The sequence below is a fragment of the Maridesulfovibrio ferrireducens genome, assembly GCF_016342405.1.
Lineage (GTDB): Bacteria > Desulfobacterota > Desulfovibrionia > Desulfovibrionales > Desulfovibrionaceae > Maridesulfovibrio > Maridesulfovibrio ferrireducens_A.
The window spans coordinates 215,556-237,418 of the sequence record NZ_JAEINN010000001.1 but is presented as its reverse complement, the minus strand read 5'-3'; the positions used below and the strand labels follow the sequence as shown (position 1 = coordinate 237,418).

Sequence of the window (21,863 nt, the reverse complement as noted above, 5' to 3'; positions counted from 1 at the left end):
TAAGAACCCCGTTTAACTTAAAGTTACGAACCTGATCAGAGTGATGATGCCGATAACCATGAAGATGGAAAAGAGAAGGAACTCAAGTCTCTTAGCTTTTGCTCTTCCCTCGGTCTTGATAACTCCCCACTTAACGCCGATGCGATAGAAACCGATGCTGACATGCAGTTCGGCACAAGGCAGAAGGATAAGATAAAATAACAACCACCATCCCTCGGACATACGAGCTGCTGATTTTGCAGCGGTGATTGGAAGATCATTCAGGACCACCCACATATGGATAGCGCCCATGACAAGAATAATCATGGCAGTTACGGCCTGAACAACCCAGAGCCATGTGTCACGGTGTTTCAGCATTTTTGCATGCTGCCAAATGGCAGCCTGACCGTCGGAACGGAAAGGTATTTTTCTTGCTGCCAGCACAAAATGTAGCAGAAAAGTCAAGAAAATCAAAGGGCCACCAACTTGAGCCATATACGTGTATTCAAAGAAGCCGGCAATAGCATCCATAACCTTCGGTGATATTACAACCGAAGAAACCAGCAACATATGACACCACATAAAGGCAACCAATCCGACACCGGTAAGCATTTGCAGCCAATCAAGAACCGCATCTCGTTTTCCCGGCCGCACACCGTGCAGGGATACATCTAAAGCCATAATCATCCTCCTTTGACGGAACTACTCCCGCATTAATGGACTACCAACATGACCTCATCAGCCTGATTACAGTGGTACAAATCTGCCACAGACCACTCGTCTGCATACAGCCTTGTCCCGCACTCAAACACTCTAAAGAGATGGCAAGACCTCTCTAGAAACCGAGCTAACAGCCCGGTTTAAAATACCTAATCCCTCGAAAGGAAAATACTTTATAATTTGATGTCAGGAAAATATCTGAAAATAGATCTCTGTGAAGTAAATGAATTAATCGGAATGAGTTTGTGCGAAAGAAGTGATTGAAAATGGATTTGATGCGCAAGAAAGACCCTTTAAGAATAAACGCTTGAAGCGAAACAGGTCTATATATATTTTTTAGAAAGGCGAAAAAAGGCATGATAGAAGAAGATAAAGAAGCAGACAAAAAAAAGGCACCGAAAGCAAAATTAAGCATTGAGCTATTCTGCATTTCATTTTGTCGCTTCGGCCTAAAACGGGTTAGACCGGACACGCTGATCATGTTTTGACTTCCAACTGGCATACATCCTCCGCCTTCCCAAAAATCGTCTCAAAAAGCAAACTCACTCAGGAGCTATTTCCTACGATTCCCGGAAAGAATTTAAAAAGGACCAGAATCACAAAACTCTCAACTCTGCTTGTCAATTGCAACGACTTAAGTCGCTTGCTTCCTTCATCTGATTTGACTAATATCACTCCTTAATTGGCTGGTCAATCAATATTGAGAAAAATATTGACAACTCTCGTGTTTTTTGCAGAACGCATAAATGCTACTTTTTTGAAATTAGTATCACTGAAGAGATATGCTACTAAAAATAAACAGCTTTATTTGTTTTTATTGACACAATAAACTATCAAAATATTATTGTCAGCCTCTATTTTTTTCTCATGACTTCACAATTATCTAATTTACAACCTTGTTAAATTTTAATTTGAGGATTAATCACATTAAGTACACATTTATTTAACCACTGGCCTTGAATCCTTTTGGACAGTTTTCACAAATATCTGTATCAGCAATTCAGTTTCACTTCAAACATGCTTTAAAAACTTTGGAGCCTCGCAGAGATGACCAAAAAACAAAAGATCCTCCTCGCAGCACAAGAACAATTCGGAATTCACGGCTTCACAGGCACCACTCTCAAAATGATTGCTGACCATGCCGGCGTAGCTTCAGGACTGGTCTCTCACTACTTCGGAAATAAAGACCATCTGTTCCTTGAATCAGGAGAAGCACTGATAGACCAGATGCTGACTCTTTTCACCCAAAAAGCAGATAAGGCGGAAAACGGTTTAAATGCTTTAAGAATATTTGTTGAATCCTATTTTGATTTTACAATGGCACATAGAACAACTTTTCCGGCTCTGCTCAGATGCTCACCGTTTAGTGACGAAAATCCGCAACTGGACAGACACGAAATCGCTGCAAAATTCCAAAGACTTATTGATCAAATTGAAACTTATCTGAAAAAAGGTATGGAGGACGGTTCCATAAAACAACTTCCTCTTCCGCAAACATCCTTTCTTATTTATGGTAATATTGTCGGAGCGATCCGCACCGAATTTCTAGCACCATACCAAATTCCGGATCTGTTTGAAGAATCATGCTTATTCATAATTCGAAGCGTAGCCAAAAGCTAAAACAATTCCAGATTCCACTTCTGATTACTGCTACATTTATAGCGTCAGTCGGAATCGGTATTTTCACATTCACACTCCCTCTGCTAAGTCTTGATGAAATGGCAGGCGGAATGTGGCTGGGGACGGCTTTCAGTGGGTACTTCCTTGCAAAACTTCTCATTGCTCCTCTTTCAGGAATAATCTCTGATCGCAACGGACCTAAAAAAATCCTGCTTATTTCAGCAGGTCTTGCTTCCCTGCTACCTCTCATTTATTTAATATCTCCCTCGATTGAATCCCTTTACGCCATCCAGTTCGCTCTGGGCCTCTGCGCAGGAGCTATAAAGACAGTTGGAATGGCGGCAGTCGGAGCACAAACGAGCGGAAACAAGCTTACAAAAAGATTCTCAACGCTTGTTGCAGGTATTAATACGGCTTTCTTCCTCGGACCTATCCTTGGAGGCTTCTTATATATAGATCGAGATTTCATCCCCATCCTCACGGCTCTCTCATTATGTATGATTACATCCTTTTTACTTTTTACACTTTGCGAACTGTCACAAAACTGCGTTTCCCAAGCAGCTCCTCAGCCCAAACGAATTGAGAGCAAATATATATTCGGCTCCGCCCTGCTTGCCATCTTCGGAAGGACACTCGGCATAGGAGGCTTAATTGCGTTCTACCCAATCCTGATAAAATCAAGCCTACAGCTCCCAACCGTAACAACTGGAATAATTTTTTCTATCCCCAATCTCGCGACCATACTTTTACTGCCGATTGCGGGACGTTTCTTTTCTAAAGCCAAACGGGAATTTATTATTTGCTCAGGCCTGCTCATCAGCGCGGCAGGACTATATTTTCTAGCCGATTACACAACCATCTCTGAATTTATTTTTGCGGGTATCATTATCGGAACAGGCTCAGCTCTTTCAATTCCCGGCTCCATGGCCCTATGTTCTGAACTAAGCCCTGAACAGGGTAAAACATTAGGCATTGCAAACCTGATCACAAATTTAGGATTTATAGCCGGCCCTCTGCTTGCCGGAATAATTATTAATTTATCAGGTGAGCTTACTACTTCATTTAAACTAATTGCACTTGCTGGTGCTGCCCTATGTTTACCTCTTTTAAATCAGGCCCTACGCATTAAGTTTAAAAGCAAATCTATTCTCATAGTCCCGAGTATCGCTTTAATATCCATACTCTTTCTTGTTCAAACAAACTTCACGCAGGATTTTAAACAATCTTCGGAACAAAACCCGGATAAAACATTATTCCGCTACACCGATGTTGCGATGGGAACTATTGTAAATCTGACCCTTGAAACTCCATCAGCAAAAAAAGGGGAAAAGGCTGCCCGCAACGCAATTGCAAAAATGCGCAGTCTTCAAAAGGATTTCGATCACCGTAACAAAAGGGGTTCTATCGGAAGAATTAACAGAGCCGCAGGACTTAAGGAAATTTCGATTTCAAAAGAAGCCCTTAAATTGATTGATCATGGTTTGAAGTTCAGTGAAAAATCAAACGGCACCTTCGATATAACCATCGGGGCTGTCACTACCACCCAATTTTATTATGCGCTGGGACCAAAGACCATACAAAAACGCAAACCGTTGATTGATTACAAACTTGTAGAAATAAACCTTGATAAAGGCACAGTAAAACTCCCGCACAAAGGTATGGCTCTGGACCTCGGAGGAATAGCCAAAGGAACGATCATAGATTCAGCGGTTGAAAAGCTCATCGTGTCAGGCATAACAACAGCCCTTGTTGAAGCCGGAGGCGACTTCTACGGCTACGGAAACAAAACATGGACCATAGGCATCAAAAACCCTCGCGGAGAAGGGCTGCTAGGAAATATAGCAATTCAGAATAAGGCTGTCTGCGGCTCCGGTGATTATTATCAGTTCATCACCACTGACTCAAACAGCGGGGAATCCAGAAGGCACCACATTTTAGACCCTTCACTGATGCGGTCATCACATGAAAGCATTGCGACAACAGCCATCGGACCAAACGCGGAAACAGCTGATGCCCTCGCCACAACTATTTTCATAATGGGCCCAATCGCAGGAACCAAGTTTATTAAGCGCTTTTACCCCGAATGTTCAGCCATGTGGGTAATGCCTGATAAATCCATTCATAAAACAAACAACTTTCCGCAAATTACCCTTACAGCAAAAGCCGCGGAGCCAAGGAAAAACAAATGACCGTTTATCCTCAAACTATTGCTATCTACGCAGCCGCATGGATTCCAATGATATTTATCGCAATAGTCAACGGCATAATCAGAGAAGCTCTGTACTCTAAGTATATGAAAGAACTCTCAGCCCACCAGCTTTCATCTGTCACGGCAATTGCCCTTTTTACCTTTTACACTCTTTTTATCCTAAAACAGTTTCCATTACACTCTTCAGGAGAGGCGCTGCTGATAGGATTTATGTGGTTGATACTGACAATCACCTTTGAATTCCTTTTCGGACATTTTATTATGAAGAATTCATGGGTTATCTTGTTTGAAAATTACAATATTTTTAAAGGAAGAATCTGGGTTTTAGTTCTTATAGCTCTCACAATTCTACCATTCCTTATTTTTCTCCAAAATAACAAAAACACACTTTAGATAACAATTTAAGATAGTTAAATATTATACCAAAAGTAAGAGACAATTTTAAATCAAAAAAGTTCATCTTTATTTTAAATAATGCTTGACGAAAACTAACTTTCTCCATAGTAATTTCTTCCGAAGCGCGCCTGTAGCTCAGCTGGATAGAGCGCCGGACTACGAATCCGTAGGCCAGAGGTTCGAATCCTCTCAGGCGCACCACAAGAAAAAGTAAGGACTTAGATGAAAATCTAAGTCCTTTTTCTTTTTTGTGCTGTTTTTGTCCAATCCGTAAGATTCCCTCCCGTAAAAACCCTTTTTTTAGCCAACTAATAAACACAACAAATTAAGTCACATAAAGATGCTGCTTCTAAAAAGGGTTTTATCTTTTTCACAACACAACCTTGTAGAATTATAAAATATTCAATACAAAAATTCTAGTTCTCTGCCGGATAGGCAGCTTAGAAACGTTTACAAAACTACAAAAAAAATGCGCTGATATTTATCAGCGCATTTTATTAGAAACATCTTTAAAAAAGATAAAACGAATTTTTCGAAAAGGTTATTCCTGCCGATCGACTCCATGCCGAGCCATTCGTTTACCGGAATCAACATAATGCTTTCTTATTGCTTTCTCAAGTCTGGAAGATTTTTTAGACTCAAGCGCCTCGAATATTAAATTATGCCGCTCATACACTTCTTGAGGTGTAAACAGATTTATCCAGTAACGATATAAAAGAAACTTTGAGATTCCCTGACATGAACGTCTGCATAACTCGATCAGCAGTTCATTATTGATACGCGAAAATAAAATGTTATGAAAAGCGTTATCGAGTTCAGCTAAAGATTTTTCATTCTCACCAGTCTCTGCAATCTGCCTCATCCCTTCTACAACCTCTTTAAGGTTACTTAGGTCTTCATCAGAATACAGAGATATAGCCTGAGTGACTGCGGCAGCTTCAAGAACGCCACCGGTAAAATAACTGTCTTCTATCTGCTTTGCTGTCAGGGCTGCAACATATTTACCTTTTTGCGGCTCAAAACAAATAAGCCCTTCTCGAGAAAGCATTTGCATGGCTTCACGAATCGGAGCGCGACTAATGCCCAGAGTTTTGGAAAGAACTACTTCTTTGACCTGATCTCCGGGCGAAAGTTCACCTTCAAGAATCAGACGCTTGATATACTCAGCCACCTGTTCGCTATAGGTCAATTTTTTTATACCGATCATATCTTCCTCTGAACTGAAAGGATCACAGGCAACGGATGAAATATTTGAATAATTATTGTTCATATCTTTACAGGTAAGTTCACTGGTTGTCGAGATTAACTCTGCCGACAGATTCGGCCGAAATATCAGTTCCGAGAAACTTTCCCCCTACACGGGCAAAGCGACTCAGGGCATCCGTTGCATAAAAAGAAATGGTTCCTTTATCATCAGGACAATACGGATCAGGCGTCTTAAACACCCCTTTCAACTCAACAGCAAGACTTTCTGCTGGATCAATAAGAACAGTCTGCGTCCCTACTATCTTTTGAATCAACTTTTTAAATTGAGTAAAATGAGTACAACCCAAAATAATACTATCCGGCATAATACCGCCAAAGCTTCCAAGCAGTGGTAAAATATATCTTTTTACCGACATATAAGCGATTTCATCATCAGTCCATCCTTCCTCTGCAAGTAAAACCAAAAAAGGACAAGCGGTTGATTTAACTTCTATCGTTGCATCTAAAGCAGCAACAGCTTTCTCATATGCTTTCGCGGTAACAGTACAGGTGGTCCCGATCACCGCAATGCGCCCGCCCCTTGATTTGGAAACCGCCGCCCGGGCACCCGCAACAACCATCCCTGTAACGGAGATTCCGGGAAAAGAATCTTTCACAGTGTGAAGAGCTACAGATGAGGCCGTGTTGCATGCAATCACTACGGATTCAGCCTCTTGTGAAATCAAAAAACGAACAGCCTGCATTGAAAAATCTATAATAGCTTCAGGGCTTCTGTTGCCATATGGAAGTCTCGCTGTATCACCTAGATAAATATAATTAAATTGCGGCAGTTGATGAACGAGTTCTTTAAGAACCGACAACCCGCCGACTCCTGAATCAAACAGACCTATTATTGGCCTGTTCGGTACTGAGCGAAGATTTTCATAAACTTCAGCTCCGTACCGTTTTTGAGCCGAACAAAAATTCATGGTCATCCTTATTAAATGAAAAACGTTCATTAAGCTGTTCAGTTGCTTTATGAATGTTCGTTGCAAGAACAGGCAAAGCTTCGCTGATAACTTGTAAAATTTTAGCAGAATCGGCAGGTACAAATGCAGGAATTTTCCATTCACGGATGTATGATTCAGAAACGGTCATCGACAAAACAGCACACATTCCGGACATAATTCCGCCCCCTCCGACCTGATCATGCATATGAGAACTCATAAAAGTTACGCCACCGGCATCCTGACTGACAAGAAGAGCCAGTTCGGCAATAAGAGTCACTTTTTCTGCAGAAGTCTTTGTCTTGCTGAAAGTCGAGCCTATTTGAGAGATACGTTCTCCCAACACTTCAACCGCATCTTTTAATTCACCAGTCCCTCTCGGGTATGCAGTATCTGAATTTATATAAGGAAATTTTGTTTTTTCAAGTCCCTTCAAAAGGGCTTCATAAACATAAACGTTGTCTGAATCTTTATTGATGCGAACCCAAAGTCTGTCATGATCGATTCCCTGACACAAAGAAGGGACATAAGCTTTACTCTCAAGAACAATTGTAGGGACAACATCAAGGCCCAGATCTTTCATAGCACGCCCTTTATCACCAAGCATGATATTCCCTTCCAGGTCTTCATCCGGCCCCACGCCACCGTCACTACTATTAACCAAAGCCATCACAGAAACAGGAATTCCTTCAATTTCAACACATGCCCCGAAACAACCACCGTTTTTATTCGGCATGTCTTCAAGACCGTATACAAGTTCGCCGGGGAACTGTTTTTCGAAAGTATCCATGACGGCAAGACAACACGCTGTCTGCAAAGCTACGGGAGCTTCAAGGACACCCTGCCCGTAAATTCTACCGAAAACTTTAAAAGCAGCAGTTTGACTGTAAACCGCATCAAGCCCTTCACCTCTGTCCAGCAACTCAATTTCATAAGGAGTAAAACCACGCCGGGCTGTAGCTTTTCCAACTCCACCGCCGTCAGTGACGACAGTTATTTCACCAGAATAAAGATCCGCAGAAACGGAGGATATTGTAGTTCTTGCGGGAAAAGCCTTTTTAATAATTTCAGTTGCCACAGCAAAACCAGCCGAATCATCCTGAACAAAGCCGCAATGGCTGTGCACATGTCCGGCTCCGGCATGACCTGAAATACCTATAATACTCTTTTTGGAAACTGATTTTGTTACTTTCATTATGAACTGCTCCTAAAAAAAATTCTCACTGCCTGCATATGCAGACAGTGAGATTCTTTACTACTAAAGTCCGGGAAGCCACAGGGATATCTGAGGAATGAATACGATTGCAAGCAGTGCCAGAACCATTGTGAAAAGGAAAGGCATAACTGCCGCACTGAGCTTTTCAATACTGATATTACCGATACTGCATCCGACAAACAGGTTTACACCTACAGGGGGAGTCAAAAATCCCATGGATGAACATACGATCATAATAATACCGAAATGAATCGGATTCATACCCAGAACCTTAACCACCGGTAAAAGAAGAGGTGTAAGGATCAGAATATTTGCAAGAGCATCCATAAATGTTCCCATAATGAGTAGGAAAACAAGGATGATCGGAATCAATACATATCTATTATCTGAAATACCTACAAGAATTTCTACCAGCATCTCTGGAACATTATAGAAAAGCAGAATCTGCCCAAGAGCGGTAGCTGTCGCGACAACAAGAAAGATAGAGGATGTAGTAAGAGCAGTTCCTTTGAAAATTTCAGCAACTTTACGCCATGAAAGAGTTCTCAGGAAGATGCCTTCAGCAACGAAAGCATAAAGGACAGCAATAACTCCGGCCTCTGTGGGGGTGGTTAATCCACCGTAAATACCACCGAGAACAATAAGAGGAACCATCAGAGCAACAAGAGCTTCTTTTGTTGCAATCATGATTTCTTTAAAACCGGCCCGGTCGCCAGTTCCCGTGTAGCCGTGCTTCTTTGAAATGACATAACTACAGATCATCAAGCAAATGCCCACGAAAACCCCCGGAACAACTCCGGCAATAAACAAATCACCAACGGAAACCCCGGCAGTAGTTCCATAAATAATGAGTGGAACACTTGGAGGGATCATTACTCCGAGACAACCCGCTGCGGTGTTTACGGCTGTAGAAAAGGATCTACTGTATCCTTCTTTAATCATTGAAGGGACCATTATCCCACCAACTGCCGCAACTGTTGCAGGAGCAGATCCGGATAATGCTCCGTAAAACATACTTGTCAACACAGAAATATGAGCCATGCCGCCGGTCATATGCCCTACGAGTTTCTTAGAAACTGTAAGCAACCGTTGCGCCATACTCCCCTTTTGCATGATCTCCCCGGCCATAATAAAGAACGGGACTGCCATGAGGGGGAATACATCAAGAGATGTAACCATCTTCTGAATAATAAATTCGTAAGGCAGCATATCGCCCGCCCATACACCTACTATAACACTCATTCCAATAGCTATGCCGATGGGAACACTGAGGAGTAGAAACGCAGCCAAGGCCACGAAAGTCAGGATTATTGCAGTCTCCATATTGATTACCTTCTATTTGCAGGACATGGCGGCGAAATCTACTTCGCCTTTTAAGATTGAAATTATACGCTGAACAGTTCTTATAGCCATGAGGCCCAGTCCAACCGGTACACTGAGGAAAACCCAGTACATTTGAATTTCGAGCGCAGGCGTTTTCTGTCCGGTTTCAGCAAGAAACAGAACCATCTGCATCCCCCAGACAGCTATACATCCACAGAAAATAATTGTGAAAATATAAGCAAAGATAGTTATATATTTAGCAACGGCCGGACCGAACATGTTACGAAGAATAGTAACTTCGAGATGTCTGTCAGCTTGTGTGGCATAACTGCACCCGACGTACACAGACCAAATGAAAAGATAGCGGGCAAGTTCTTCGGACCAATCCAGAGAACTCTGAAGTACATAACGTTGAAAGACCTGAACTGCGATAATCAAGGCCATTACAGCCAGACAGCTCGAAGAAAAAATTTCTTCCGCTTTATCAAGATATTTTAATTTCATAAAACTCACGGGGACACTCCTCGTTAAGCAGGCTGCCGGGGTTTCCCGGCAGCCTTTACAGGAATTTATTCGCCAGCAATTGTTGCTTTGGCTTTATTAATCAAGTCCTTGCCGATACGATCTTGAAACTGTGCGTATACACCGGCAGTTGCTTTTGCCCAGCGTGCACGTTCTTCAGGAGTCAGAGTATAAACAGTTACACCTTTAGCGGCGAGTTTGCCTATGATTTCCTTTTCTCCGTCACGAATAAGTTTACGCTCATACAGTTTACTTTCTTCAAATGAATCAAGGATGATTTTCTTGTTTTCAGGAGAAAGGCTGTCCATGAAACGTTTGGACATCATAACAAGGTGAGGACTGTAGAGGCTGTTAACAATTGTGAGGTTGTTGTTAACTTCAGGGAAGTTATTGTGCCATGCGAGATTGAGGTCGATGTCGATACCGTCAACTGTCTTCTGCTGCAAAGCTGTGTAAACTTCACCCCATGAAATAGGTGTAGGATTCATGCCCAGAGCTTTAAGAGTTGCGATATGAGCTTTGGAAGGAGTGGAACGAATTTTCAAGCCCTTTGCATCTTCAAGAGTCTTTACGGTACGCTTGTTGTTCCAAATATTACGGAAACCGATTTCGATATATCCAAGACCGATAATACCGCTCTTTTCAAGGGCTTTTGCTGCGTTCATACCGACAGGTCCGTCAGTGATTTTGTCTGCTGCAGCATAATCAGGGAACAGGAAGGGAAGGTCAAAAATCAGGAATTCATCTGAAAATGGAGCGAGATTAGGAGTTGCTGCAGACCCCATCTGCAACATATTGAACTGTAAGCCCTGAACAACGCTGTCAAAGTTACCAAATTTTGAACTGTCATAAATGTCTACACGGAATTCACCGTTAGTACGTTTTTCAACAAGTTCTTTAAATTTTTCAAATCCCTGTCCCATTGGATGCTGCGGAACGTTGGGATGAGCTAGTTTGATTACAGTTGGTCCTGCGATTGCAGAAGAAACACCCATGGCGACAACCATGACAAGCGCTAAAATCAATGTTTGGATTCTGGACATGTTCTAATACTCCTAATTTTTTTTTAAAATTCAGAGAGAGAATTTACACTCTCGCTCCCTCCAGGTTTTATAAAAAAGACCCGCACTTAAAAGAAGTACGGGTCATTATGTAATTAGTCTCTGAATGTATCAAGGTATGCGTAAAGCGCAGGAGATCCGCCGGTATGTAAGAACATAACATTAGAACCTTCAGGAAAATGCCCTTTGCGTACGAGATCAATAAGACCAGCCATAGCTTTACCGGAATATACAGGGTCAAGCAGAATGCCTTCAGTAGAAGCAAGCAGTTTAACTGCTTCTACCATGCTGTCAGTAGGAAGTGAGTAACCAGGTCCGACATAACTATCAAAACAAGTTACTGCTTCTGCTGGGATTCCACCTTTAACGCCAACGCGCTCAGCAGTCTCTTCAGCAAGCTTATGAACAATTCCTTCCTGAACATCTTTAGGACGGCTTACATTGATACCGCTTACAGGAATGTTAGCGTTACAACCGACCATACCTACGACCATACCTGCATGAGTTCCTGCGCTGCCACTGGGAACAACCATGTGATCGATATTAAGGCCGAGTTCGAAAAGCTGCTGCATTGTTTCTTCAGCACAAGCAACATAACCGGTAGCACCGATTGTGTTTGAAGCACCACCGGGGATTATGTAAGGCTTTTTACCTTCTGCTTCAAGTTTAGCAGCAAGTTCTTTCATTTTAGCCATCATATCAGAACCGCCGGAGACAACATCAATGCTCTTCACGCCCATGATCTGGAAAAGGAAGTTATTACCGGAAGCCTGAGGAGAATAAGTTCCCTTCACGCGTTCTTCCAGAATAAGGTGACAATCCATACCTTCTTTAACAGCCCATGAAAGAGTCAAACGACAATGGTTGGACTGAACAGCACCACAAGTAATGATTGTGTCAGCACCGTTTTCAAGAGCGTCAGCAATACAAAAGTCTAGCTTACGAGTTTTATTACCGCCTGCGCAGCCTGGAAGCAAATCATCACGTTTGATGAAAATATTTACTTTTCCGCCAAGAGCTTTAGAGAAAGCTGGAAGAGCTTCGAGAGGAGTAGGGCCCTGCAAGTAACCACGTCTAGGGAATTTTGCGAGATTCATGATTTTTCCTTCTTAAGGAGTTGAGATTTTTAAAATTAGAGACTGATGATCGCTTCCATTTCAATGTCAGAACCAAGAGGAAGACCCGCAACCTGAATTGCGCTTCTGGCAGGAAATGGTGCTTTGAAATATTCGCTGTAAACAGCATTAACAGCCTGAAAGTCTGCTAAGTCTGTCAAAAAAACAGTTGTTTTAACTACACCGTCAGCATTACCGCCTGCGGCTTCGACAATTGCACAAAGGTTTTTAAAAACCTGATGCGCACGGTCTTCAATGCTTCCTTCAACCATTTTGCCCGTTTCCGGATTAATGGGAAGCTGTCCTGATGCAAACAACAGGTTACCGGCTACAACTCCCTGAGAATAGGGACCGATAGCACCGGGGGCGTTGCTTGTTTCGATTGCTTTCTTGTTACTCATTTTTACAATTCTCCAGTTGGAATAATCATTCCATTCGGGTTTATCGACATCATGCTGACTGGCGAATGTCGACATTAGACATTTGACACTTCGTTTTTTAGATCTATGGATTCCAATCAATCTTGTCAAGCATCTAATCCCAAATTTCACAAACTATTATTCGCCTGTAAAAAATACATGAATAAAATTAGATATATAGAACATCTTAATGTCGACATTTTACTCAGGTTTTTAATTTACCAACGATAGGTCGTGAAAAAAAGCATAAGAGAATACAAACGCAGCAAAAGAAGTTTGCAGGGGAAAATGCTCAAAATTTAAAGAAATATTCCCCTAATAAACCTTCGGAATAGGTTTTCTGTCGGCTATTAAGAAATGTAGTCCAAATATTCAAATCCGTTCTTGTATCATTGTGTGCGGAATGATAACAATTTTAATTAGAACACATTGTTTGAGAGACTGCGTACGTCCCCCGTCACTTAAACAACTTCCTCTTATAACATTCAGATATAATTTTTAATCGGTATTTTTTATGAAGAGTATTGCCTCAACCCTTGCCCGCTATATATTTACATTTTGTATTTCATCAATTCTAATATTTGGTGGAATCATCTTTTATTTCATGATTTCAGATTATCATGATGAAAATATTCAAACCGAAGAAGCTATTACAGGCAGCGTCAAGGCGGCACTGAAATCAAAGATGGGGAATATTGAAAACTACATAAATTTCAGTAAAAACAAAGCCCGAACAATTGCAAAAGAATCAATCAAAGCAGAATTATTAGAAGCACATAAAGTAGCCCTTCACTTATATAAAACCTATAAGGATTCCATGGAGGAAGACGAGCTAAAAGGTGTGATCATCGAGGCATTACGTTTTCTTCTCCATAACAACAGCAACGATCACATATTTGTATTGAGCATGGATGGGATGCAGATTATGTCATCCGACCAGCCAGAATTAGAACTAACAAATGTGCTGCCCAAACTAACTCCTAACGGACGGGCTATCATCAAAGAAACAATTGAACTCGCCCAATTACAAAAAGAAGGATTTCTTGAGTTCCTTTCACGAAAACCGGATAAAACTGGAAAATCTTATCAAAAAATTACATACATAAAAAACTTCGCCCCTTTCGACTGGATTATCGGAGCTGGACAAAATTCAAATTCAATTAAACAAACAACTCAGGTTGAAGTTCTGAAACGAATCAGTCAAATGCACTTAAATAAGGATGAATATATTTTTGGAGCAACCTACGATGGGCTTGTTCTTCTAGGTCCTGGAAAAGATCAAAATATTCTCAAAGCCAAAGACTCCAAGGGTGCTGAGATTACGCAAAAACTAATTAGCAAGGCAAAGTCGGGAGGGGGATTCTTAAACTATACTGTGCCTTCTATAGATGCGAATTATAATCAAGTCCTAAAAATCAGCTATTGTCTGCCCGTCACTGATTGGAACTGGTACCTTGGTTCCGGATCAAACATTTCTCTAATCGAACAAAATCTCAAAGAAAAAAAAGAAGAGCTCTTTGAAAAACTTTTGCTACAAATTTCAGCAGTATGTGTACTGTTTTTTCTGTTTTCACTTGCCGTTGTATTTTTTACTGACAAATTCAAACAAATTTTAACGGACAATTTCAATTCGTTTGAAAACTTTTTCCGCAAAGGAACTGATTCACCAGTTAAAATTAATCAATCAAAGATAGCATTTAAAGAATTTGATCAAATGGCTGTCCTTGCCAATAAAATGATCGACAGTAGAGAAGCTGCTCGAAAAGAGCTGTTAAAATCTGAAATTACTTACCGCGAAATATTCAACGCAACTAAAGACGCTATCGGCGTTCTAGACATTGAACAACGTGTATTCATTGATATAAATCAGGCTTTTCTTGACTTCTTCGGACTTGAAAGAATGCAGGCAATCGGAATGACCCCGGAAACAATCAGCTTCAACACTCCTCCATATGATAATAAATATGCTGTAGAATTATTCAAAAAAGCCTTGCTTGGCGAAGCCGTTCACTTCGAGTGGATGGTAAAAAATATTAATGGAGAACCTTTCTGGACTGATAACCTAGCAAGAGTTGCAACCATCGGCGGAAAAAAACGGCTCCTGATTGTTATGCGAGATATTACCGAGCGTAAGAAAATGCAGGAAATTATGATCCAAACGGAGAAAATGATGTCTGTCGGGGGCCTTGCAGCAGGCATGGCTCATGAAATAAACAATCCACTCGGCGTCATTCTTCAAGTCACTCAGAATATAATTCGCAGGACTTCACCCGAACTACCCGGTAATATTCCTGTAGCCGAAGAATGTGGGATAGATCTCGTCAAGCTTCAGCATTACATGGAAAAACGCGGAATAAATTATTACTTGTCAAATATTCAGGATGCAGGAACCCGTGCGGCAACAATTATCCGATCCATGCTGGATTTCAGCCGCAAAAGTAATTCGGCGAAGGTTTTGGGTAATATTGAAACAGTGATTGAAAATGCACTGTCTCTGGCCGCTAACGACTACGATCTAAAAAAACAATATGACTTCAAAAAAATTAATCTTATAAGAGAATATAATCCTCTTCCGCTCTTCAATTTCACTGAGATGGAAATCAGTCAGGTCATATTAAATCTGATAAAAAATGCTGCACAGGCTTTATCCGAAAACTACAAAACCTCAGAAATTCCGACAATCACAATTCGTACATCCATGGATAAAAATTCAGTTCGCATTGAGATCGAAGATAACGGTCCGGGACTTTCTGACAAATATTTAAAAAGGATATTTGAACCCTTCTACTCTTCCAAAGCTCCCGGAGCAGGAACCGGGCTGGGTCTATCTGTTTCATATTTCATCATTACACATAACCATGGCGGAACTATCACCGCAGACTCCAATCCCGGAGAAGGAACAAGGTTCACTGTAACCCTTCCAATCTTCACCAACCAGTAAAAGCCTTAATACAAAAATTATTCATGCTGAGACAAAAGCATATCTGCATATGACTGAGACTTTGTAGATCTGACTTCCGGCAAATATTCATCCTCGGCGATAAGAGCCCAGACCAGCCTTGCAAGCCTTTTCTGTGCAACCTGAGTGTAATTATTTCCTGATTCTGCCAGCTTTCTGCGCAAAATCTCAGCGACTTTTTCATCCCCGGTAAAATCAAAAATAACATCGATTTCAACACCAAACTTAACGATGTCATCAATACAACCAACCGGAACGCCCTTCTCAAGCGCCAACCGTTTACCAGCTGTCTCAGTTAACTCGCAAACGCTTCTTATTTTAAGAGCGCCGTCATTATTTAAAACCTTCTCCAGAAAAACCGCCCCGACTCTCCCCAGTCCGATAATCGCAATATTATGATTTTCCACGATGGCCTCCTCTGAACCTTTACAAATCTCTAATAACTACAAAGCAACTATAACAATGCTATTAAAAAACAACTATCTCATACCCTGTATTTAAGCTATTTCGCAAGTAAACTTATTAATAGTCCTCAGCTCTGAACATTTCCTTTTTATTCGATAAGTAAAGTTCCATCTTACGATGACTATATAGAAAAAAAATGGCACTATGCCTCAGTCGCTGAGAACAAAGAAATAAACGCTATATATATGATGAGGATTACCCCATGGACAGAGGACCGTCACCTTTCAGAGATAAAAAGAATATCATAATCGGTATGCTGCTGATGTTGTGTATTATTCAGGCTTCCGCTCTACTCAAAAACAAACATGAATCCATTTCAGAGCGAATGAGCGCAGGGGACGGGGTAATCATTACTGATGTCAGCCTCGACAGTCAGGGGTACTCGCAACTACTTATTGCTTTTGACAAACCCATCGGACCGCTAGGAGTTTCTGCGGCATTAATAAAGCCTCCGGCACAAATAACTCCCGAAGTAAAAGGTGAATGGAGATGGATTAATCCTTATGGCCTGCGATTTAAGGCAGATCCTTCATTTGCGCCCGACACCCGGTTCACAATTGAGATGCAGCCTGAGAATTTACTGCTTAAAGGTCAATCGCTCACCGGAGAAACCTCTTTTTCAGTTCAGACAGGCAGTTTCTCCGTCACTGAAACCAATTTACAAGCTGAGCCGGTCCCCGGTCCGGGCAAACAGGTCAGGATCGAAGGAAATATTTCTTTCAGTAGTTATGTGAACCCTGAAAACACTCTAAAAAATATTTCCCTGAGCGGACCTGACGGCAAAGATATTCCTGTAAGCATCACCACCAATTATGATGATTACTATCAAAGTTTCGTCAGTTCTCCGATTGAAAAAACTACCGACAAGAAAACTTATACTCTCAAAATTGCTAAAGATATGCCTGACGGTAAAGGCAGCATGGTACTAGGTAAAGACTACGAAAAAAATATTGAAATAGTTTTTGACCCAGTCCTGAAATATAATGGATATAGCGGCGCAAGTACCATTTCAGGTTCAAGAGTCGAACTGGGCTTTTCAAGTCCGGTAATTCCGACACAAGGGCTGGAAATGATTTCAATTACGCCCGAAGTTTCTGTCTCAGCATCTTCATCCGGTAAAAAATTAATCCTGTCCGGCTCCTTTCTGCCCGGCAAAAAATATAAAATTACTCTGAAAAAAGGACTTGCCGCCGCTGACAGCGCAGTGCTTGAAGAAGAAGTCATTGCAGAAATAAATATTCCGGACATCACACCTTTTGCTGACTTCACTGCCAACGGGATGTTTCTGTCAGAATCCGGATACAAAACTCTGGGTGTTGAAACAATAAACGCCAAACATGTTGATGTAGAAGTCGACCGCGTTTTCCCCAATAACTTATTTTCGCTATTCACCCATTACGGTTACATGGCTTTTGATTCGACAACCTACGGCGGCGGAATATCTCCAGCTCTCGGCAATAAAATTTTTTCCGGTAGAATTGACACTAAAGGCAAACCGAACAAAAAAACTATTACTCCGCTATCCCTGCAAAGCTTTATAGCTGAAGGTGGAAAAGGGTTATACAGAGTCAGTGCCGGAGTTCCCCGCCAAGGTCAGAAAGCTCAGCGATGGGTGATGATCACAGACCTCGGGATTGTAGTGAAACAAGGCGAAGATGAAACGCTGTTCTGGGTATCGTCGATTTCGAATCTTAAGCCGGTCCTCGACGCTAAAGTGCAGGTTATAAGCGACCGGAATCAGGTGATGGCAAGCGGAACCACCAGCAAACAAGGCATGCTCATCATCAAAAAGAATGCTTTCCGCCACGATGTAGGTAAACCCTACATGGTTATTGTAACACTTAGAAATGATATGACTTTTCTACTTTTAGACCGCTTTGCCACAGACATGGCGGGGCTTGATGTAGCCGGACAAAGACTCTCTCCGAAAGGTTTCACCGCTTTTTCATACGGTGAAAGAGATCTGTACCGCCCCGGTGAAACAGTTAAAGGCGTGGCAGTTATAAGAAATGAAAAACTTGCACCATCAAGCAAAATGCCCGTTGTTCTGGTTTACACTGATCAGCGAGGAAGAGAGCTTTTCCGTAAAACAGCCTCCACTGACAGTCAGGGCATGGTTGAATTTAAAAGGGAAATTCCGGATTACTCACCAACCGGACACTTCTCTGTAAAAATTTTGGCCGGTAATGAAAATATCGGCAACTATCGTTACTCAGTTGAAGATTTTATGCCGGACAGAATCGCGACTGAAATAATTACAACCAAAACACCGTCTCTTGGCGAAAATCTAGAATTTGAAGTTGAAGGCAGATATCTTTTCGGACCTCCGGCAGAAAATCTTCCGGTAACAGCGCGAGTATCTCTTGAACCGTCGGAATTCAAACCCGACGGATACAAACAATTCCGTTTCAACACGGACTCAAGTGCCTTTAAACCGCGCGAAATTATGGTTTCTGATGAGAAACTTGATGAAACAGGCAAGTATTCTTTCGCTGTTCTTATCCCTGAAAACTTAAAATCAGACTCAGCCCTACAAGCGAGGGTAACCGCAAAAATCAGTGAAACAGGTGGACGCGGAGTTACAGCAACAAAAACTGAACCCGTTAATATTTCTAAATTCTATCCCGGCTTGAAAACACTTACCAAACAGGGCTATGAGCTAAACGAAAAGGTCAAACTTGACTACGTGACGCTCACTCCGAAAGGCGAAAAAACCGTAGCTCCCAAGCTGATAATGACTCTGTACAGAGATCGCTGGCAGACTATTATCCGCACCACTCCGTCCGGCGGTTTCAAATATGTTACCGAACGTGATCCGCAATTGGTTGAAACACGCAAAATATCTCCTTCGAATGCGCTAGGTTCATTTAAAGTGACTCCCGCCGAATTCGGGAGCTATCGCGTAATACTCAGCGACCCCGAGTCCGGTGTTTCCGCACAGGCAAACTTTTTCTGCGGGGGATGGGGTTATTCCCCATGGGCACTGGAAAATCCTTCACGGCTGGATATAATCCCGACCCGAAAAGGCGACTACAAAGCCGGAGAAACGGCAAAATTCCAGATACGCACCCCCTTCTCGGGACGTATGCTTATTACTATTGAAGATCGCTCTGTCCGCTGGATGAAAACTCTGACCATAAAAGGAAACACAGCAACCATATCCGTTCCGGTTCAAAAAGGATTAAGCCCTAACGCATATGTCACTGCGACTTTGATCCGGTCGATCAATGATATCGAACCGGGAGCATCAGCACGCGCGGTGGGTGCTGTGCCGATTTTCGTAAACAGGCAGTCGAACAGACTTCCAGTTTCCATAGATTCCCCTGAAACGACCCGTCCTGAAAAAACGGTTACATTTAAAGTGAAAACCACTCCCGGAGCAAAACTGACCATTGCGGCAGTCGACGAAGGGATACTCAGACTTACCGGACAAAAAACTCCTAATCCTTTTAACTACTTCTACGCAAAAAGAGCGCTCGGAGTAAGATGGTCGGACACTTTTGGAATGCTCATGCCCGATTCAGGTCCGATCAATAATTCCCCGGCAGGCGGTGGCGCGGCTCTTGCCATGATGAAGCAATTTGCAGGCAGCGGATCGATTAGAAGAGTTAAACCTGTAACATTCTGGTCCGGCGTCATCACAGCTGATAAGAAAGGAAACGCATCTTTTGACGCTGAAATTCCAAGCTTCAACGGAGCCTTAAGAATCATGGCTGTTGTTACCGACGGTAAAAAGTTCGGTTCTTCATCAACCCTGATGACAGTCCGCTCACCACTTATGGTAACGCCGACTCTGCCGAGATTCCTTGCTCCTGATGAAATCTTCGATATTCCGGTAAGTGTCCGTAACGACACTCCTACTGACGGAAATTTCACTGTCGCTGTAACATCATCCGGCGCTTTCCAGACTGAAATGAGTTTTGAACCATTGGTAGTATTCAAAGAGAGACAGAGCACTGCCTTCTTCAAAACACAAACAGGCAAAAATATAGGTAAAGCAACCTTTACCATCACAGCAGAAGGCAACAAAGAAAAAGCCGAAGAAACAATTGATATGAATATACGTCCTGCCCTGCCCGTTCAACGCAGCAGTGAATCAGGATTTTTGAAAGACAAAGAAACTTCATTCCCCGCTGAATTTGAGGGAATGATGAATTCAACCATAAACCGAACTCTGACCATCGGTAATCAGCCAATGATCCGTATGGCAGGAAAACTGGATTATCTCCTTCGCTACCCTTATTCCTGTACTGAACAAATAGTATCAGGGGCTTTCCCTCTGCTAAAATTCCCCGAACTAGCCCGTGAACTTTCACCCAAAAGTTTTGATAAAAATTCTCCGCAATACATGGTGCAGTCCGCGCTCAGCAGACTTTCTATGATGCAAACCGGAGACGGCGGCTTTTCCATGTGGCCTGACGGACGCAAGGCTGAGAAGTGGACCTCTGTTTACGCACTTCATTTCCTCTACGAAGCTGGAATTTCCGGTTATCAGGTAGATACTCTGCTGTTAAACTCAGCACTGGCCTACGTTTCGAATGTAGCAGGAAATATAAAAGATAACGGTTCATTCAGATTACCCAGCTATGCGCTCTATGTTCTGGCAAGATGCGGTAAGCCTATGCACGGGCCCATGAATTATTTACGTGAACAGAAAACCGACAAGCTCGATGAACTTTCACTCACCCTGCTCGGCGGAGCTTTCGCCGCAACAAGCGACATGAAAGCATACACACAACTTCTATCAACCAGACCTGCTCCGATTTCGAAAGCTGACAAAGACAACGTTTTCAGTTCCGAAACACGCGATCTCGCTCTTGAAACTCTCGTTCGCATGGAGTCAGACAAAACAGATGATTCCATACCCAAAATGATTCAAAAGCTATCCGATCTCATGGCTGATAACAAAAAGGATGTGACTCAGGACAACGCGCTCGGTTTCATGGCGTTAGGTTCATTCTTCGGTCAGACAAAGGCTGAGCCCATCCCGTCAGGACGGATTATGAGCAACGGCAAAGAGCTTGCCAGATTCGACAACAACTCAACCACAGTTGTAACGGTTCACGGTGACGTTTCACTCTCAATTGAACTGGACTCCGTACCGACAGCGGGAACAGCCGTATGGACAATAAATTCACGCGCAGTGCCCCTAGTCACCAATTGGAAACCTTTCTCACACGGGCTGGAAATCAAACACGAATTCCTGACTCGCGAAGGCGAACCTTTAAATCCCGAAGAAATCAAACAAGGCCAGCTCGTAGCAATGCGAACAGTTGTATCAAGCACAGGCAAAGCCGTATCAAATGCGGTTATTCAATGTTTACTTCCATCCGGTCTTGAGCCTGAAAATACCAAGCTTGCCACGCGCGAAGATCTGCCATGGATAGAAAAAGGTAATGTTCGCCCCGACCATGTTGACATCAGAGACGACAGAGTGCTCGTGTTCACTGACATTCCTAAAAAAGGTAAAATTGAACAAGTGACTTTGCTACGGGCCGTGACTCGTGGAGAATTTAAAATTCCTCCGGCACAGGTCGAAGCTATGTATAATCCTGAAGTGGCTGGCGCTACTGATATCGGGAAGATGATAATTGGGGAATAGAAAGAGGAAGAAAAAGACGGATGCCTCCGGCGGCTTAAACCCTTTTGGATAAGGGTTTAAGAATC

15 protein-coding genes and 1 tRNA gene are annotated in these 21,863 nt (G+C 42.4%); 6 read left to right on the top strand and 10 right to left on the bottom strand.

What is annotated here, in order from left to right; translation table 11 throughout:
* Nucleotides 1-12: 12 nt before the first annotated feature.
* Complete coding sequence (locus JEY82_RS01035; RefSeq protein ID WP_092160316.1) at nucleotides 13-660, bottom strand: succinate dehydrogenase/fumarate reductase cytochrome b subunit; 648 nt, start codon at nucleotides 658-660, stop codon at nucleotides 13-15.
* A gap of 1,086 nt (nucleotides 661-1,746) precedes the next feature.
* On the opposite strand from JEY82_RS01035, the gene JEY82_RS01030 reads away from it, so the two are divergent.
* The 4 genes from JEY82_RS01030 (at nucleotide 1,747) to JEY82_RS01015 (ending at nucleotide 5,125) form a co-directional block, all read left to right on the top strand.
* Nucleotides 1,747-2,319 carry a TetR/AcrR family transcriptional regulator gene (locus tag JEY82_RS01030; RefSeq protein WP_304081759.1) on the top strand — a complete coding sequence of 191 codons (573 nt, stop codon included), beginning with the start codon at nucleotides 1,747-1,749 and terminating at the stop codon, nucleotides 2,317-2,319.
* Nucleotides 2,283-4,508 (top strand): MFS transporter, encoded by a 2,226-nt coding sequence (locus JEY82_RS01025; RefSeq protein WP_304081758.1) that lies wholly within the window; start codon nucleotides 2,283-2,285, stop codon nucleotides 4,506-4,508. Before JEY82_RS01030 ends, JEY82_RS01025 begins: the two co-directional genes overlap by 37 nt.
* Nucleotides 4,505-4,921, top strand: a complete 417-nt coding sequence (locus tag JEY82_RS01020; protein WP_304081756.1) for a hypothetical protein — start codon at nucleotides 4,505-4,507, stop codon at nucleotides 4,919-4,921. The genes JEY82_RS01025 and JEY82_RS01020 overlap by 4 nt, the downstream gene beginning before the upstream one ends.
* A 127-nt stretch (nucleotides 4,922-5,048) precedes the next feature.
* Nucleotides 5,049-5,125: transfer RNA gene (locus JEY82_RS01015), tRNA-Arg, on the top strand.
* 340 nt (nucleotides 5,126-5,465) lie between these two features.
* On the opposite strand, the gene JEY82_RS01010 is transcribed toward JEY82_RS01015, so the two are convergent.
* The 8 genes from JEY82_RS01010 to JEY82_RS00975 all read right to left on the bottom strand — a co-directional run bounded on the left by JEY82_RS01010 (nucleotide 5,466) and on the right by JEY82_RS00975 (nucleotide 12,754).
* On the bottom strand, nucleotides 5,466-6,131 hold the full coding sequence (locus tag JEY82_RS01010; RefSeq protein WP_304081754.1) for a GntR family transcriptional regulator: 666 nt from the start codon (nucleotides 6,129-6,131) through the stop codon (nucleotides 5,466-5,468).
* A 79-nt stretch (nucleotides 6,132-6,210) separates the two neighbouring features.
* Nucleotides 6,211-7,098: a glutamate racemase gene (murI, locus tag JEY82_RS01005; RefSeq protein WP_304081753.1), complete on the bottom strand. Its 888-nt coding sequence runs from the start codon at nucleotides 7,096-7,098 to the stop codon at nucleotides 6,211-6,213.
* The gene (locus JEY82_RS01000) at nucleotides 7,061-8,311 is read right to left on the bottom strand and encodes a hypothetical protein (protein ID WP_304081751.1); all 1,251 of its coding nucleotides are present in this window, start codon (nucleotides 8,309-8,311) and stop codon (nucleotides 7,061-7,063) included. Before JEY82_RS01000 ends, murI begins: the two co-directional genes overlap by 38 nt.
* A gap of 63 nt (nucleotides 8,312-8,374) precedes the next feature.
* The gene (locus JEY82_RS00995) at nucleotides 8,375-9,655 is read right to left on the bottom strand and encodes a TRAP transporter large permease (protein WP_304081750.1); all 1,281 of its coding nucleotides are present in this window, start codon (nucleotides 9,653-9,655) and stop codon (nucleotides 8,375-8,377) included.
* Nucleotides 9,656-9,667: 12 nt separating this feature from the next.
* Complete coding sequence (locus tag JEY82_RS00990) at nucleotides 9,668-10,159, bottom strand: TRAP transporter small permease (protein ID WP_304082027.1); 492 nt, start codon at nucleotides 10,157-10,159, stop codon at nucleotides 9,668-9,670.
* 65 nt (nucleotides 10,160-10,224) lie between these two features.
* Nucleotides 10,225-11,220, bottom strand: coding sequence for a TRAP transporter substrate-binding protein (locus tag JEY82_RS00985; protein ID WP_092157090.1), 996 nt, complete (start codon nucleotides 11,218-11,220; stop codon nucleotides 10,225-10,227).
* Nucleotides 11,221-11,333: 113 nt separating this feature from the next.
* On the bottom strand, nucleotides 11,334-12,335 hold the full coding sequence (locus JEY82_RS00980; RefSeq protein ID WP_304081748.1) for a D-cysteine desulfhydrase: 1,002 nt from the start codon (nucleotides 12,333-12,335) through the stop codon (nucleotides 11,334-11,336).
* A 35-nt stretch (nucleotides 12,336-12,370) separates the two neighbouring features.
* A complete protein-coding gene (locus tag JEY82_RS00975; RefSeq protein WP_092157094.1) occupies nucleotides 12,371-12,754 on the bottom strand; it encodes a RidA family protein in 384 nt (127 codons plus the stop codon).
* A gap of 532 nt (nucleotides 12,755-13,286) precedes the next feature.
* On the opposite strand from JEY82_RS00975, the gene JEY82_RS00970 reads away from it, so the two are divergent.
* Entirely contained in the window at nucleotides 13,287-15,713 is a 2,427-nt protein-coding gene (locus JEY82_RS00970; RefSeq protein WP_304081745.1) for a cache domain-containing protein, read from the top strand.
* A gap of 17 nt (nucleotides 15,714-15,730) precedes the next feature.
* Here the strand turns inward: JEY82_RS00970 and JEY82_RS00965 are convergent, their stop codons facing one another.
* On the bottom strand, nucleotides 15,731-16,138 hold the full coding sequence (locus tag JEY82_RS00965; RefSeq protein ID WP_304081743.1) for a hypothetical protein: 408 nt from the start codon (nucleotides 16,136-16,138) through the stop codon (nucleotides 15,731-15,733).
* Between the two features lie 260 nt (nucleotides 16,139-16,398).
* Between JEY82_RS00965 and JEY82_RS00960 the strand changes: the two genes are divergently transcribed.
* Complete coding sequence (locus JEY82_RS00960) at nucleotides 16,399-21,798, top strand: alpha-2-macroglobulin (protein ID WP_304081741.1); 5,400 nt, start codon at nucleotides 16,399-16,401, stop codon at nucleotides 21,796-21,798.
* The last annotated feature ends 65 nt before the right edge of the window (nucleotides 21,799-21,863 follow it).

Coding starts and splice junctions, on each gene's coding strand:
- JEY82_RS01035 (WP_092160316.1), bottom strand. CDS start 660: ATGGCTTTAGATGTATCCCTGCACGGTGTGCGGCCGGGAAAACGAGAT.
- JEY82_RS01030 (WP_304081759.1), top strand. CDS start 1,747: ATGACCAAAAAACAAAAGATCCTCCTCGCAGCACAAGAACAATTCGGA.
- JEY82_RS01025 (WP_304081758.1), top strand. CDS start 2,283: ATGCTTATTCATAATTCGAAGCGTAGCCAAAAGCTAAAACAATTCCAG.
- JEY82_RS01020 (WP_304081756.1), top strand. CDS start 4,505: ATGACCGTTTATCCTCAAACTATTGCTATCTACGCAGCCGCATGGATT.
- JEY82_RS01010 (WP_304081754.1), bottom strand. CDS start 6,131: ATGATCGGTATAAAAAAATTGACCTATAGCGAACAGGTGGCTGAGTAT.
- murI (WP_304081753.1), bottom strand. CDS start 7,098: ATGAATTTTTGTTCGGCTCAAAAACGGTACGGAGCTGAAGTTTATGAA.
- JEY82_RS01000 (WP_304081751.1), bottom strand. CDS start 8,311: ATGAAAGTAACAAAATCAGTTTCCAAAAAGAGTATTATAGGTATTTCA.
- JEY82_RS00995 (WP_304081750.1), bottom strand. CDS start 9,655: ATGGAGACTGCAATAATCCTGACTTTCGTGGCCTTGGCTGCGTTTCTA.
- JEY82_RS00990 (WP_304082027.1), bottom strand. CDS start 10,159: ATGAAATTAAAATATCTTGATAAAGCGGAAGAAATTTTTTCTTCGAGC.
- JEY82_RS00985 (WP_092157090.1), bottom strand. CDS start 11,220: ATGTCCAGAATCCAAACATTGATTTTAGCGCTTGTCATGGTTGTCGCC.
- JEY82_RS00980 (WP_304081748.1), bottom strand. CDS start 12,335: ATGAATCTCGCAAAATTCCCTAGACGTGGTTACTTGCAGGGCCCTACT.
- JEY82_RS00975 (WP_092157094.1), bottom strand. CDS start 12,754: ATGAGTAACAAGAAAGCAATCGAAACAAGCAACGCCCCCGGTGCTATC.
- JEY82_RS00970 (WP_304081745.1), top strand. CDS start 13,287: ATGAAGAGTATTGCCTCAACCCTTGCCCGCTATATATTTACATTTTGT.
- JEY82_RS00960 (WP_304081741.1), top strand. CDS start 16,399: ATGGACAGAGGACCGTCACCTTTCAGAGATAAAAAGAATATCATAATC.